The sequence below is a fragment of the Megasphaera hutchinsoni genome (assembly GCF_001553405.1).
Lineage (GTDB): Bacteria > Bacillota > Negativicutes > Veillonellales > Megasphaeraceae > Megasphaera > Megasphaera hutchinsoni.
Map to the genome: position 1 here is coordinate 13,776 of NZ_KQ960933.1, position 15,431 is coordinate 29,206.

General features: G+C 37.0%; 13 protein-coding genes. 5 read left to right on the top strand and 8 right to left on the bottom strand.

Going from position 1 to position 15,431, the window contains the following annotated elements; genetic code table 11:
• Positions 1-291 precede the first annotated feature (291 nt).
• The 4 genes from HMPREF3182_RS02090 (at position 292) to HMPREF3182_RS02105 (ending at position 5,202) form a co-directional block, all read left to right on the top strand.
• On the top strand, positions 292-1,743 hold the full coding sequence (locus HMPREF3182_RS02090; RefSeq protein ID WP_007392699.1) for a 4-hydroxyphenylacetate 3-hydroxylase family protein: 1,452 nt from the start codon (positions 292-294) through the stop codon (positions 1,741-1,743).
• A gap of 95 nt (positions 1,744-1,838) precedes the next feature.
• Positions 1,839-3,137 (top strand): acetyl-CoA hydrolase/transferase family protein, encoded by a 1,299-nt coding sequence (locus tag HMPREF3182_RS02095; protein ID WP_007392686.1) that lies wholly within the window; start codon positions 1,839-1,841, stop codon positions 3,135-3,137.
• Positions 3,138-3,150: 13 nt separating this feature from the next.
• On the top strand, positions 3,151-4,584 hold the full coding sequence (locus HMPREF3182_RS02100) for a hypothetical protein (RefSeq protein ID WP_007392690.1): 1,434 nt from the start codon (positions 3,151-3,153) through the stop codon (positions 4,582-4,584).
• A gap of 18 nt (positions 4,585-4,602) precedes the next feature.
• Positions 4,603-5,202: a hypothetical protein gene (locus HMPREF3182_RS02105; RefSeq protein WP_062485260.1), complete on the top strand. Its 600-nt coding sequence runs from the start codon at positions 4,603-4,605 to the stop codon at positions 5,200-5,202.
• A 64-nt stretch (positions 5,203-5,266) separates the two neighbouring features.
• Here the strand turns inward: HMPREF3182_RS02105 and HMPREF3182_RS02110 are convergent, their stop codons facing one another.
• The 5 genes from HMPREF3182_RS02110 to HMPREF3182_RS02130 form a co-directional block, all read right to left on the bottom strand.
• Complete coding sequence (locus HMPREF3182_RS02110) at positions 5,267-5,863, bottom strand: thiamine phosphate synthase (RefSeq protein WP_007393251.1); 597 nt, start codon at positions 5,861-5,863, stop codon at positions 5,267-5,269.
• Positions 5,864-6,084: 221 nt separating this feature from the next.
• Complete coding sequence (gene thiH / locus HMPREF3182_RS02115; protein WP_062485262.1) at positions 6,085-7,248, bottom strand: 2-iminoacetate synthase ThiH; 1,164 nt, start codon at positions 7,246-7,248, stop codon at positions 6,085-6,087.
• A 13-nt stretch (positions 7,249-7,261) separates the two neighbouring features.
• Positions 7,262-8,032, bottom strand: coding sequence for a thiazole synthase (locus tag HMPREF3182_RS02120; protein WP_062485264.1), 771 nt, complete (start codon positions 8,030-8,032; stop codon positions 7,262-7,264).
• Between the two features lie 43 nt (positions 8,033-8,075).
• A complete protein-coding gene (gene thiS / locus HMPREF3182_RS02125; protein ID WP_007393252.1) occupies positions 8,076-8,270 on the bottom strand; it encodes a sulfur carrier protein ThiS in 195 nt (64 codons plus the stop codon).
• Between the two features lie 242 nt (positions 8,271-8,512).
• Positions 8,513-10,591, bottom strand: coding sequence for an OPT family oligopeptide transporter (locus HMPREF3182_RS02130; RefSeq protein WP_062485266.1), 2,079 nt, complete (start codon positions 10,589-10,591; stop codon positions 8,513-8,515).
• Positions 10,592-11,103: 512 nt separating this feature from the next.
• On the opposite strand from HMPREF3182_RS02130, the gene pepD reads away from it, so the two are divergent.
• Positions 11,104-12,558, top strand: a complete 1,455-nt coding sequence (pepD, locus tag HMPREF3182_RS02135; RefSeq protein ID WP_007393254.1) for a beta-Ala-His dipeptidase — start codon at positions 11,104-11,106, stop codon at positions 12,556-12,558.
• Positions 12,559-12,600: 42 nt separating this feature from the next.
• Here the strand turns inward: pepD and HMPREF3182_RS02140 are convergent, their stop codons facing one another.
• The 3 genes from HMPREF3182_RS02140 to HMPREF3182_RS02150 form a co-directional block, all read right to left on the bottom strand.
• Positions 12,601-13,011, bottom strand: a complete 411-nt coding sequence (locus HMPREF3182_RS02140) for a YbaN family protein (protein WP_007393249.1) — start codon at positions 13,009-13,011, stop codon at positions 12,601-12,603.
• A gap of 151 nt (positions 13,012-13,162) precedes the next feature.
• A complete protein-coding gene (locus HMPREF3182_RS02145) occupies positions 13,163-14,527 on the bottom strand; it encodes an alanine/glycine:cation symporter family protein (protein ID WP_007392459.1) in 1,365 nt (454 codons plus the stop codon).
• A 5-nt stretch (positions 14,528-14,532) separates the two neighbouring features.
• The gene (locus HMPREF3182_RS02150; RefSeq protein WP_062485268.1) at positions 14,533-15,252 is read right to left on the bottom strand and encodes a glycerophosphodiester phosphodiesterase; all 720 of its coding nucleotides are present in this window, start codon (positions 15,250-15,252) and stop codon (positions 14,533-14,535) included.
• Positions 15,253-15,431 lie beyond the last annotated feature (179 nt).

A 15,431-nucleotide genomic window follows, 5' to 3' on the forward strand; every position in this document is an offset into this window, starting at 1 on the left:
AATAGAAAATAAGTTTCATTACCGTTTCAATTGTGAAAAAAATATCTTGATTGTTTTAAAAATGCAACAAGATAAATCGAATTTTGTTTTAAAAATAGAATTATATACATGAAAAAGTCATATATATATATATATAGGAATTATATATATGACTTTTTAACATGAATAACGTGAAAAAAATGCATGAAAAAGAAAAGAAATAAGCGAGTTGGCACAATTTTTGCATATACATTAGTGACGCACTAATAGAGTGCTATATAAGCCGTTATATTTATAGAGAGGATGATTAATATGGCATTAATGACAGGTGAACAGTATGTAGAAAGTATGAGAAAATTGAACATGCAGGTGTATATGTTTGGAAAGAAAATCGAATGTCCCGTAGATGATCCGATTTTACGTCCATCATTAAATTCTGTGAAAATGACTTATGATTTGGCCCAGTTACCAGAATATCAAGATTTGATGACCGCTGTTTCTCCTTATACGGGAAAACGTGTGAATCGATTCACGCATATTCATCAAAGCACACAGGATTTGATGAATAAAGTGAAAATGCAACGGTTATTGGGACAAAAAACCGCAGCATGTTTTCAACGTTGTGTAGGGATGGATGCATTTAATGCTGTATTTTCCACTACGTATGACATTGATAAGAAATATGGTACTACCTATCATGAAAATTTTAAAAAGTTTTTATTAAATGTACAAGAGCTTGATTATACTGTAGATGGTGCTATGACAGATCCGAAAGGTGATCGTGGGTTGGCACCGCATGCACAAGCGGATCCAGATTTATTTTTACATGTTGTCGAAAGACGTCCCGATGGCATTGTGGTTCGTGGAGCAAAAGCACATCAAACTGGTTTTATTAATTCGCACGAAGTTATTGTTATGCCGACAATGGCTATGGGTGAAGATGATAAAGATTATGCAGTTGCTTTTTCATGTCCAACTGATGCTGAAGGTATCTTCATGATTGTTGGTCGGCAATCTTGCGATACTCGTAAATTAGAAGGGGCTGAAATGGATACAGGCAACCCTACTTTTGGTGGTATGGAAGCATTGGTTATTTTTGATGATGTATTTATTCCGAATGATCGAATTTATTTAAATGGTGAATTTGAATTTGCTGGTGTCTTGGTAGAACGCTTTGCTGGATATCATCGTCAATCTTATGGTGGTTGTAAAGTTGGTGTAGGTGATGTCTTGATTGGTGCTGCGGCAGTAGCAGCTGATTATAACGGATGCCCGAAAGTATCGCACATAAAGGATAAAATTATTGAAATGCAGCATTTAAATGAAACCTTATTTGCTTGTGGCATTGCGTGCTCTGCTTTAGGTACAAAGACGGAATCAGGAAATTATTTGATTGATTTATTGTTAGCGAATGTATGCAAACAGAATGTTACTCGGTTCCCCTATGAAATAGTTCGGTTAGCGGAAGATATTGCAGGTGGATTAATGGTAACAGCACCATCTGAAAAAGATTTGCGTGATCCCAAGATTGGACCGTATGTTGATAAATATTTACGTGGGGTTGCTTCTGTATCTACGGAAAACCGGTTGAAAATTTTACGTTTAATTGAAAACTTGAGCTTGGGAACAGCGGCGGTTGGTTATCGTACAGAATCGATGCATGGAGCTGGTTCACCACAAGCACAACGGATTATGATTTCGCGACAAGGCAATTTACGTATGAAAAAGGCGTTAGCTAAAGAAATTGCACATATTAAAGAATGAGCCTAGACATTTGTTATCAGCATAGTTGACGTAGTCTCAAGCATACTGATGACACAGTATGCTTGAGACTTATTTTTAAAAAGGATGTGAGTAATGTGCAGGATTGGAAAGAAAAATATGCAGGAAAAATAGTATCTCCTGCAGAAGCGGTAAGTCATGTTAAATCTGGAGATAAAATTGTTTTTTCTCACGCTTGTGGAGAATCTCAGGTGTTAACGGAGGCATTGGTTAAACAAGCTGACCGATTGAAAGACGTAGAAATTATTCATATGGTAGCGATGGGTGCGGCGAAATATTGCTTGCCTGAAATGGAAGGCCATTTTCGGCATAATGCGTTATTTGTAGGGGCGACTACACGGGAAGCGGTAGAATCGGGGCGAGCTGATTATACGCCTTGCTTTTTTCATGAAGCACCGCGGTTATTTACAGATGGTACGATTCCCGTTGATGTAGTTATGTTACAAGTAAGTGAACCGGATGAAAATGGCATTTGTTCTTTGGGGATTTCTGTTGATTATACGCAAGCTGCTGCAAGTGTAGCTACATTAAAAATCGCTCAAATTAATAAGAATATGCCTTATACCTATGGCAATGGTATTCATTTAGATGACTTAGATTATTTGGTTATTAAAGATGAGCCGATTATTGAATTACCGCCACCTAAAATAGGGGAAATTGAACAGCGTATTGGTGAACATGTAGCTTCGCTTATTCAAGATGGAGATACACTTCAACTAGGGATTGGTGCGATTCCCGATGCGGTATTATCCTTCTTAGGCGATAAAAAAGATTTAGGTATTCATTCGGAAATGTTTTCGGATGGGGTTGTTGATCTAGCGGAAAAAGGAGTTATTACGAATCGCAAAAAAAGTTTAGATCCAGGAAAATTCCTTTCTTGTTTTTTAATGGGTACGAAAAAGTTATATAACTTTATTGATCATAATCCTGATGTTATTATCAGACCCGTAGATTATACGAATGATCCCTTTGTAATCTCTCAAATTGACAACATTATTTCGATTAATTCAGCGATGCAAGTAGACCTGATGGGGCAAGTAAATGCTGAAATGATTGGATTGCGTCAATTTAGTGGCGTAGGCGGACAAGTTGACTTTGTTCGGGGTGCAGCAAGAGCTAAAGGGGGCAAAGCGATTATTGCAATGCCATCGACAACGGGTAAAACTAAAAAAATATCAAAAATAGTGCCCTTACTTGATCGTGGGGCTGCGGTTACTACTTCACGTAATGATGTGGACTATATTGTGACGGAATTTGGGATTGCTGCATTACATGGAAAAACGTTACGGCAAAGAGCAAAGGCATTAATTGCGATAGCTCATCCTGATTTTAGAGCATCGTTAGAAGAGGAATTTAACGCACGGTTTGGGTTGTAAAGGAGGAATAATTATGTTTGGACCTATGTTTGCACGAAAAGCAGGGGAGATTCAACCAGGTATTAAGTTACCTATATTTAATTTAGTATTTCGGTTACCATTTATACATTATCGGTTTGAATGGCCTGATTATGTTCAAGGACTATTGTTATGTGCGGTTTGTTTAGGGATTATTCCTGTATTACAAGAATATTTAGGGATGCCCTTTGAAATAGCTATTACGATTGTTATTATGAATGGTTTTTTGTATACATGGCACGCCCATTTGGGTGATCCTGTTGTACCTGGTTGGATCACACCGGCTATACCATTGTTACTATTGTGGCTGTCAGGTTTTTCACATGAAACGGCCGATCGGATGCATGCACTTATCGCCTTTGAATTTGAATTAGGGATTTTGACTTTTTTCTTAGGTGCTACAGGTTTAGCAAAACGTGTGGTTGATTTAGTTCCAGATGCTTTAAAATCAGGCATTTTAATTGGAGCGGGTATTGCAGCGGTTCGCTTAGTATTCAATACGGGAGGAAGTTTTGATAAATATCCCTTGACTATTGCCGTAGCGGTAGGTTTTGCTTTTTACTGTTCCTTTAGCAATCATTTTAAAGGAATTATGAATAAAAATCGCATATTTCGTTTGATTTCTGATTTAGGGTTATTGCCAGCGATGGTATTAGCCGTTATTATTGCTCCTTTAGTGGGAGAATTGCCGTGGCCATCGATAGAATGGGGATTTACACATCCGCATTTTATAGAGGTATTCACGCAATGGAGCCCTTTTGCCGAACGCATTGGTTTTCCATCTTTAGATTATTTTATTTCGGCCGCACCGTTGGTTATTGCTACTTATGTGGTGTTGTTTGGTGAACTCATTCAAGCGGATGCTTTAATTGATGAAGCAAGAGAGTTTAGACATGGGGATGAAAATATTCATTTTGATGCCAATCGTAATAATGTTATTGTGGGTGCTAGAAATATGGTTATGGCTTTAGCTGGCCCAGATTTATCCATGTGTGGTCCTTTATGGGCAGCGATGCAAGTGGTTATTTGTGAACGGTATAAGCATGGACGTGAAGCTATGGATAGTTTAATTGGTGGTGTTGCTTCTTTTAGATTAGGCACATTTACCGGTTATTGGCTATCGCCAATTGTTAGCTTTGTTAAACCTGTGTTGCCTATTGCCTTAGCATTGACGATGCTTATTCAAGGATATGTAGCGGTACGAGTTGGCGTGTTGCGTGCAAAAACGTTTAATGATCTAGGGGTAGCAGGTATTATTGGCGGTGTTTTAGTATCGCGAGGTGCAGCTATGGCCTTAGGCGTAGGTATTGTATTGTGTTTGATTATATATGGACGGCATTTTTTTGAACGAAAAATTCATTTGTATAACACGAAAGGAGACCCGCTATTTAATATTGCAGCTCAACATGAGCAAGAGAAAGGCGTTTAGTCGTAAATAGGTGAGCGTATGCAATATTATGGTGATTTATTAAGACGATTACAAAGGGAAAATCATACAGAAATTTGTCGATTTTTTGTTAAGACTTGTTTACAGCAAGTGAAACAGTATAGTCAGTCGGATAATGAAAAGCGGTTTTTTATGATGTGTGCTGTCTCGGCTAATGATAGCATTCATAAATTTTTAGCACAGCAAAAATGGAAAGCGACAGGATTTTGGCAGCATCGTTTGTATTTTTCTTCCGTAAAAAAAGAAATTCCTTATGTAGTAAAAGCCTATTTATCTTGTCTTTTACTAGTGTTAGGAAAACAGAAATCGTTAATTCTACAAAAGACGGGATTGACAGAAACCTTATTTATTCAGAAATGGGAGTTGTTATTCCAATATGATGTGGATGATAAGCACCTATTTAATGAATTTTGTATGATTGTACAAGAATTGAATGGACGAGATATATTATTTAGTCGTTTAAGCAATTTATTGTATGAAAAGCTGAAAGGAAAGCAGATGTTGGCACCTTTGTCTAGTCAACAGAATAATACGTATATACAAGAATTTATAGGGGAAGATGCGTATATTATTACGTGTAGATTACAGGAAATGATATAAATGAAAGGTCTTTTTTGTGGATCTACCTATAAAAAATACCAGGTACATATGTACCTGGTATTTTTTATAGGTTTGATTTTAAAGCTTCTACATACGTAGATGGATTTTTACATGTCAGTAGACTAGACATGAGAGCCACACCAGTAATGGGAACATCACGTAATTGCGTGATTGTTTCTAAATTAATACCTCCTAAGGCATATACTGGAATAGACACGGCTTGACAGATTTCTCGCACAGTATCAACGCCAATAGGTGGCATATCTTTTTTACAACTGGTAGGAAAAACATGACTAGCCATAATATATGTTGCTCCTAATTCTTCAGCACGCTTAGCTTCTGCAACTGTATGAACAGAAACACCTAAGTTAGTCATGTAATATAATAATGATGAATGACTCTCTAAATAAGAGAGGGAACATTGAAAACGAGGAATATGCAAGCGAACGGCTACTTTGCCAAAGTTATGTAAAATACATGTTTTATCATGAATATTACAAATTTTCAATAGTCGTTGAGCATATTCGGCATAGTCATCTTCTGACAAGGTCTTTTCACGCAAAATTATAGAGTCAATTGGAGAAGCAACAATCTTTTCCAGTCGATCCCAATAATTAGTAGAAACTAGGGCATGATTGGTTATTGCTAGTATTTTTAACACAATATATCACCTTGAATCATAAAAGTATAAATGTTCTAGTTATTACTATACATTATTAACATATATACGTCAATAATTATGCGTAAAATAAATTTATGAAATGTAATAAAAAAAATTCATTTATTACATTTTCGTACAAGAATATAGCGAGCAGTGGAGATGATAAAAAAACCCCTATCATAATGAATGACTATGATGGGGGTTTTGGTATACTTATGGAATTATACATAAATGTATTCACTAGTTACCGGTTGTAGACCTAATTTTTTTATGGTCGTATATATTTCTTCAAAAGAACGATTGTCTGAAATTTCAAACTGTTCATCGCCTACTTCTTTATGGTTTTTTTCTAAGTGTCCACCAATACCGACACAAACACCAGCAGATAGTTTCGTTGCCATTATTTTGACGATATTATTGCGATAATGTGCATTTTCACGACTTGATACTACGATGGAGGCAAAGGGGAGAAACAATCGATATGCACACAATATTTGTGTTAATTTTCGTTCATCTACGTCCTTGGGGTTTATTTTGTCATTGTTAATAATAGGACGGAGACGAGGACAGGATAAAGAAATTTCTGCATAAGGATATTTTTTTTGCATTAGCCAAGCATGTATGCCTGTGGCTAATGCGTCTTTTTGGTAGTCATCTAACCCTAATAGAGCGGCAAAGCCAACACCACGCATACCACCTAATATAGCTCTTTCTTGAGCGTAGAAGCGATAAGGAAAAATACGTTTATTGCCAGCTAAGTGCAATGTTTCATATTTATCAGAATTATATGTTTCTTGAAAGACTGTTACATAGTCAACGCCACATTCGTGCAAATACTTATAGTCATTTGTGTTTACTGGATAGATTTCTAATCCTACTTGGCGAAAGTATTGGCGTGCAATTTTTACGGCATTACCGATATATTTTACATCGGATAGATGGGGACTTTCTCCAGTTAGCATTAGTACTTCTTCAAAGCCTTCGTTGGCAATATTTTGGCATTCTCTATGTAATTCTTCATCACTTAAGCGGGCCCGTTTAATTTTATTATGGGAGTTGAATCCGCAATAGATACAAAGATTTTCACAATAATTGGCAAAATAAATAGGGGTAAAGATAGAAATGCTATTGCCAAAATGACGACGGGTTACAGCATGTGCTTTTTGAGCCATTTCTTCTAAAAAGGGGAGAGCCGCCGTGGAAAGCAGTGCCATAAAGTCTCTTGGTTGTAAATGTGTTTTTTGTAGTGCCGCTCGGACATCTTTTTCGGTAAAGTCGGCATCATTAAACGCAGAATGATAGGATAATACATCATCCAACATAGTAGATTCTAAAACTTCCATTTGGGGTAAATATTTCATATGATCAGTTCGTTTGATTGGCATGACTATGACCTCCTTAGTCGCCTAAAAAGCCTGTCAACGGATCGGATGCAGAAGCCGTTTCACGGACTTGTCCTAAGCCAGATAGATAGGCATTTCTACCAGCTTGAATAGCAAGTTTAAATGCTCGTGCCATTTGGTTTAAATTTCCAGCTGTAGCTAGTGCGGTATTTGCCATAACTGCAGCAGCCCCCATTTCCATTGCTTCACATGCTTGGGATGGACGCCCAATTCCGGCATCGACAATGATGGGAAGATCGATCTCATCAATAAGAATTTGTATAAAATCTTTGCTGCATAAGCCTTTATTTGTACCGATAGGAGCAGCTAAAGGCATAACTGCAGCAGCACCTGCATTTACTAAATCACGGGCAATATATAAATCAGGGGTTACATAAGGTAATACCACAAAATTTTCTTTAGCTAGTTGTTCTGTTGCTTTTACGGTTTCTACATTGTCCGGTAAAAGGTATTTGGAATCTTTCATAATTTCAATTTTAATAAAATCACCACAGCCAAGTTCGCGGGAAAGATGAGCAATTCTAACGGCTTCTTCGGCATTTCTTGCACCAGAGGTATTGGGTAAAAGGGTGGTTTCTTTGGGAATAAAATCGAGAATGTTATCTTTTGCTCCTGCTTCAGCTCGACGTAATGCCATGGTTACAATTTGGGCACCTGCTTCTTGGACTGCTGCTTCAATTAAATTCACAGAATATTTTCCTGAACCTAAAATGAAGCGAGAGGTAAATTCATGCCCACCTAATGATAAAGTATCGTTTGTATTCATGATACGGCTCCTTTTTTATAAAATAAATAAATGATTAGGAGGATCAGCCACCTCCGACAAAATGGACGATTTCAATGGAATCACCATCGACGAATGTTACATTTTCATACGTTTTACGTGGAACAATGAATCCGTTGCGTTCAATGGCGATACGTTCTGGACGTAAGTTGTGTTCTTTTAAATAGGTTAGTAAAGAAATTTCTTTTTCAGGGATTGTTGTTCCATTTATTGTAATCATATAAAACCTCCTTTATATAAAATAGACCGCACGAAAGTTATTACACCCAAGGTGGTGTACCCCTTCGTACGGCTTCACGTTCTTTGTATATTTTTATTATATCAGTCATATAATTGTTGTCAAGATTAGAATACAGAAGATAAGGATAATTACTGATTTTGATAATATATAATGGGGTAGTTTGATATAATTAAAAAGCCAAGAGGATTATAAATTCCTCTTGGCTTTTTGTGTTTCTTGTTTTATTTATCATTTGGTGTAAAAGGGGTTGAGAAGATATGGCGAACAAAGATAATAATTGAAATAATAAAGGCAATAAGCCCTAATATTTCAGCTGTATTTCCAAAGCCTTTTCCCACTAATGCTAAGGGGTTTTCACTACCACCAGATGATACAGAAATAACGATGATGAAAGCGATAATAACGCCAATAATACTTTCACCTACAATTAGACCGGAAGCAAATAATACGCCACGATGGGTGCATGATTCTACATCTTCTTCTTCGTGCCCAGGACTACGTTTTGCAGCTCTTGCCTTTAAGGAACGATGTACGATATAACCAATGATAGAACCGATTACTAGCGGAATTTCTAAGGTGGGAGGCAAGTAAATTCCCATACCTACGGCTAGTGGTGGTAACATTAGTGATTTTGTATTGTGTTTTAATAATTGATCGACAATAATTGCGATGATACCTACAATAATACCAAAGATGATATAGTTCCATTCCAAGGTTGAACTAAATATACCTTGGGCAATTGTAGTCATTAATGTTGCTTGAGGAGCAGCTAATGCTTGTGACGGATCCATACTGGCACGAGGTAATGCACCCGTAAAGCCATAGGCTTGGTATAAGAGGTTTAATACAGGTGCGATGGCAAAAGCACCAACAATAGAGCCTAAAATTAAGGCAACCTGTTGTTTCCAGGGGGTTGCACCTACGACGTAGCCTGTCTTTAAGTCTTGTAAATTATCGTTTGAAATAGCAGCAATACTTACAATGACACTTGTAATAAAAATAGCTAATGCCGTTGCAAATTGCGATCCGCCAGGCAGATCAAATACATGAAAAGATGTACTTAAACCGAATACAACGAGCGAAGATACGATAATTCCTAAAATACCGATACCTGAAATAGGACTTGCGGAAGTACCAATTAATCCTGCCATGTAACCACATGCTGCCGCAACGAAAAAGCCCATCAATACAGCAACTAAGATGCCAACTACAATATAGATAAATGTTACGCTTGGAGGTAATTGGAATGCATTTACAAAAGAGAAAAATGCAATGGCGAGTCCAATAATAATTGCTAAGAAAACGAGACCAATGGATTTAGGAGACATATCTAAATCAGTATGATGTAAGGCTTTCTTTTCATCGGTATCATTGGTGCGTAATGCTTGTAATGATGCACGCACGCCTTCGACAACTGGTTTAGCGAGGCAAATTAGTGTCCAAATGGCAGCGATACCAATACATCCAGCCCCGATAAAGCGGACTTTATGGGCCCAAATAGTGCTAGCAAATTCAGCGGCTGCCATACCTTGATCGGGCGTGAAAATACTTGTTAAATAAGGAACAAAAATTGCCCAAGCTAAAATCATACCGACTAAAATAGCTGCCCCACTAGCAATTCCTATTAAATATCCAGCACCGAGTAAGGCCATGGAGAAACCTAAAGGTAATTGCGTTGTGGCTGTTTTTCCTAAAGAAATCCAATAACTGAATTCGGAAGAAAGTACATGAAAACCATTGGAACATAGGCTAAACAGACCAGATAAGGCGGCACCGCCTACGATATCTTTCATCCCAGTAGATTTATTTTTTGTGTTTGCGGGTTCATCGTCATGTTTTTCACTGCCAACTTTTAAAATTTCTGCAGCGGCTAAACCTTCAGGATAAGGTAAATCACTATTTACTACCATTGCACGACGCAGCGGAATGGTGAAGAGTACGCCTAAGGATCCACCACAAGCACAGAGTAATAATGTTTCCCAGAATGGGAACCCTTGCCAATATCCAATCATTAATAAACCAGGAAGAATAAAAATAATAGCTGATAATGTACCTGCAGCGGATGCTTGGGTTTGAACCATGTTATTTTCAAGTACATTTGAGTTTTTGAACATTCTCAAAATTGCCATTGAAATAACAGCGGCAGGTATAGAGGATGAAAAGGTTAGACCTACTTTTAAACCTAGGTATACATTTGATGCTGTAAAGATGATTGTAATTAAAACACCTAACAGCATACCACGGACTGTTAATTCCGGCAAAGACGGATAATTGACAGTCACTTTTCCGGGTGATGCCATACAGTAAAACCTCCTTAATAATAGTAAAATTATGCATTTTTAATTTTATGCATCTCACCATAAAATACATTTGCACACACTTAGTATACACCACTTTAATAATAAAGTCATGTAAAAATTTTATAAATTATTATAAATTATTAAATAGAAAAAAATAGAAAATCTTGGTTGCAAAAAAAAAGAGGGGATGTATTTAAAAAAGTAATGTAGAAATATCGTATACTTGTGTGTGAGAAAAAAGAAAGTTAGCGTATACTATGGCGTTTAGGAGAGATAAAATATTTCTAATGCGTAAAATGCAGGAAGATATTCCGTTTTAGAAGAGTGTTTGTCGGTGATTTAGTAATTAGGGATGAGGAAAAGTGAATTTATAAAAAATAATGTTATCTTTTGTGATTTTTAACATACATATATATCCTACTTTATGGTATACTAATATAATAGTATATCAAAATGGTATTAAAATAAACCGTTGATGTTTATTTCATGTTAGATGTAAGGAGGAAAGATAGATGTTAAAAAATGATGAAATTATTACGGGTTTTTTAAAAGAGTTTGCAGGGTTAGCTAAACATCCGCGCCCATCTCATCATGAAAAGGAAATTAGTGATTATATTGTTAGTAGATTACATGAATTAGGGGTTCAGGATGTTGTTCAAGATGAAGTGTATAATGTCATCGCTAATGTTCCAGCCACGGTAGGTTGTGAAAATTGGCCGTTGACATTATTGCAAGGGCATATGGATATGGTTTGTGTGGCTAAGCCAGGTGTTGATTATAATCCGAAGACAAGTGAAATTAAATTAATTGTAGAAGGAAATGTATTACGGGCAGATGGCACGAGTTTAGGTGCAGACGATGGCGTGGCTGAAGCGATGATTTTTTATGTATTACAGCAAGATATTTCGCATGGGCCTTTGCGGTTAATTTTTACGGTGGATGAAGAAGTGGGAATGACTGGTGCTACGCATTTGGATCCTAAGTATGTAGCGGATGTCAAATATGTCATTAATTGTGATTCTGAAGACATTAATATTATTTGCGTTAGCTCCGCTGGGAGTGTGCACACTGATTTTCGTCGTACCCTCCAGTGGCAAGCACCGCATAGTAGCAAAGCGGTAGAAATTACGGTTAAAGGACTAAGAGGCGGTCATTCAGGAGAAACGATTAACGAAGGCAAGGCAAATGCGATTAGTGCCTTAGCTCGTATATTATTGCACTTGCAACAGGCTGGGATTGGGTATGGCTTGGCAAGTATTGAAGGTGGTGTAGCTGCTAATGCTATTCCCGCAGATGCTAGTGCGGTTATTAACATTATGACCGCTGATGTAGCACGCGTACAGGATGTGGTAATGCGAGCAAAGTCTGAATTTGACTTGATTTATGGTGACGTAGAACGGGGGGCTGCATTTGTGGTATCGGAAGTGCCTGTGCCATCTCGCGTTTTTTCTGATAACGATGCGAAAGCGGTTGTTCAATTGTTGAATATATTGCATTTTGGCGTCTTTGCTATGAATCAAATCTTGCCGAAATTACCGGATTTATCCGCGAATATAGGGACGATACATGTAAAGGAAAATGTGTTGGGTATTCATTATTTTGCAAGAGGCTCAGCAGATGCTAGGGTGCGTGATTTAACGATGACTTTACCGGTATTTGCAGAATTAACAGGATTTGACGTAGATATTGCAACACCCGCTCCTGCGTGGACCCGAAAAGAAGGTAGTACGTTATTGCCATTAATTGCGGAAGAGTATCGGAATGAAAATAAAAAAGAACCGCAAATTGAAGCGATTCATGGAGGCTTAGAAACGGGATATTTTTACGCGATGAATGATAAGTTGGATATTGTGTCTATTGGACCAGCTACACATGATATTCATAGTCCGAATGAATGGGTGGAATTAGATTCGATTGCTTCGTTGACACGGATTTTGATGAATACTTTGGAAAAATTAAAAGCGTAATAGAAAAGAAAAAAGCTCTAAAGAGAGGATCTTTAGAGCTTTTTATAATGTATGGTTCGTTGGTTCTGTTTTTAATATAAAGAAAAAATAAACAACATGGGCAATCCAGACAAGGCCTAATAAAATCATTGCCAATATCATATTTCGCATAAAAAATGCACCTATACACATGAGTATGGTAACGCTACCTACAATTGTGCATTTTGTTTTCCATGTGCTCGTTCGTTTTTGGATAAATGTTTCTAAATAATTGTGATATAGTTTGGTTTGATAAAACCAGTTTAGTAGTTTGGGCGAACTACGAGCAAAGCAGAATCCGGTCAACATATAAAATGGAACTGTGGGTAAGACGGGCAATACAATTCCGATTGTGCCCAAAATAAGGCAAAGGCAACCTAAGGTTATCCAAATGATTTTCATGGGGATACAACGAGTAGGTCTTTCTGTTAACATATTTTTTCTCCTTTATTTTTTATTATAAGTATACACAAAAATAGAAATAATTGTCAAAACACTTTTTTACATAAGAGAAAAGAGGTGCTAATAAAAAGGCGGTATGAGTATGGGAACTCATACCGCCTTTTTATTAGCTGATTAATATATGCTATTGTTCTGTTCGGTTATAATATTTGGGATTACTAAAATATTCTTTTGTTTTTTTCCGCACAACAGGGAATAAAATGAAGAGCGCTATCATGTTAGGAATAATTACTAATCCCATTGCTAAATCTTGGATGCTCCAAACTAAATTGATTTTGGCAGTTGCACCAATGATGCATAAAAAGGGGAAAATATATTTTATTTTATCCGTTACAGCGGGACCAAATGCATAAGTGAAACTTTTTGCGGCATTCCACCATTGTCCCATGAGAGTAGTGAAACAAAAGATAAGTAAGGCTAAGGTTCCTGCGTGTTTTAACGGGCCCCAAATGGTGCCAAAAGAATTTAAGGCCATTACGGTTGCGGAATTGTCAGTTAAATTCATACCTGTAACACCGATAACTAAAGCGGTAATAGTACAAATAATAATTGTATCTACAAATACTTCTGTAACGCCTGTGATTCCTTCATCGACAGGATGAGGAACAATTGAACTACCATGAGCAAAAGGTGCGGTGCCTTCACCAGCTTCATTTGAGTACATCCCGCGAGTAATCCCATATTGCATGGCCGTGAATATGACATATCCGCCTGTCCCACCAGCCGCGGCTTTAAAGGACCAAGCTTGTTCAAAAATTTCAGCAAAAATATGAGGAACGGCTTGGAAGTTGATGATGATAACAAGTAAGCCGATTACGACATAAAACACGGACATGATAGGAACTAAATTCATGGCAATATTGGCTAAGCGTTTTAGTCCACCTAGTGTAATGGAGAGTAAGCAAATAATTAAAACGACACCAGTACCGAAAGTAGAAATACCATAATTTGATTGTAAAATACCAGAGATGGTATTGGATTGTACTAAATTTGCACCCATCATTTTTATACACATTAAAATAGCGATAACCACACCTAACCAGGGAAGTTTTAAGCCGTCACGAATATAATACATGGGACCACTTAAAATATTTCCTTCCGAGTCTTTTCCGCGATGAATTTGAGAAAGGACAATTTCACCATATTTTAAAGCCATTCCGAAAAATGCGGCGAACCACATCCAAAATACAGCACCCATACCGCCTGATACAATTGCTGTAGCAACACCAACTACATTTCCTCCACCTACATTTCCTGCAAGTGTTACCATCATTGCTTTAAAGGTGGAAATAGAACCATTGCCTTTGTCTTCGTGCCGAGATTTAAACGAATGAATCAATGTCTTTTTTATGATAAATGGAAAATAACGAATTTGAATAAATCCGTTTGCGATGGTATACAGGATACCTAAGCAGAGCAGAACATAGACTAGCCATTTGCCCCATAAATAAGAATTGATTAAGACAATCGTTTGTTCTAAAGCATCCATAAACATTAGCCTCCTTGAATGATCCGACGCACTAGGTCGGGATAATTAGTGATGACACAATCTACACCTTTTTTTAATAACGTGCGGATTGCCGTTTCGTCATTCACTGTAAATGTATTTATGCGAATGCCATGACTTTTTAATTCGATAATAGTATCGTCAGTCAGGCTTTCGTAAAACGGATGATAGCAGGAGATGCCTAAATCCTTGGTATATTTACCAGGGGCAATTAACCATGATTCTGTTAATAACCCATATACTAAGGTTGGAGCAATTTTTTTCATACGTAGTATGCTATGGTGATTAAAGCTAGAAATAATTACTTTGTCTTGGATTTGAAATGTTTGTATTAATGCATTTACTTTTTCTTCTATATGAGGATAATCGAATACACCATTTTTTAATTCGATGTTGGTAATTAAATGTGTTTGCTGTACCCATTCTAAGTATTCTTGTAACGTAGGAATAGCTACTGGGGGCATATTGGGATACGAGGCGGCAGCATTTAGCTGTTGTAATTCCGTTAAAGTAAAATCACGAACAAAACCAGTTTTGTTCGTGGTACGATCAATTCGTTCATCGTGTATAATTACCGGAAAACCGTCTTTTGTTAATTGGACATCTAATTCGATTCCATCGGCACCAGCAGATAACGCTTTTTTGAATGCAAGCATGGTGTTTTCAGGATAAGAACCACTAAACCCTCGATGGGCAAAATTTAACATGGTGAAGACTCCTTTGGTTAAGTAATTGTGACCAAACTTATTATATCATGATACATTATTTTGAAGAAGTAATAAAAAACAATATATAGGTAATTTTAAATAATACATGATATGCTAATTTGTAATTCATCGCGACAGGTAAGGGGATGTGATAAATAACTATCAAAAAAAGATAAAAT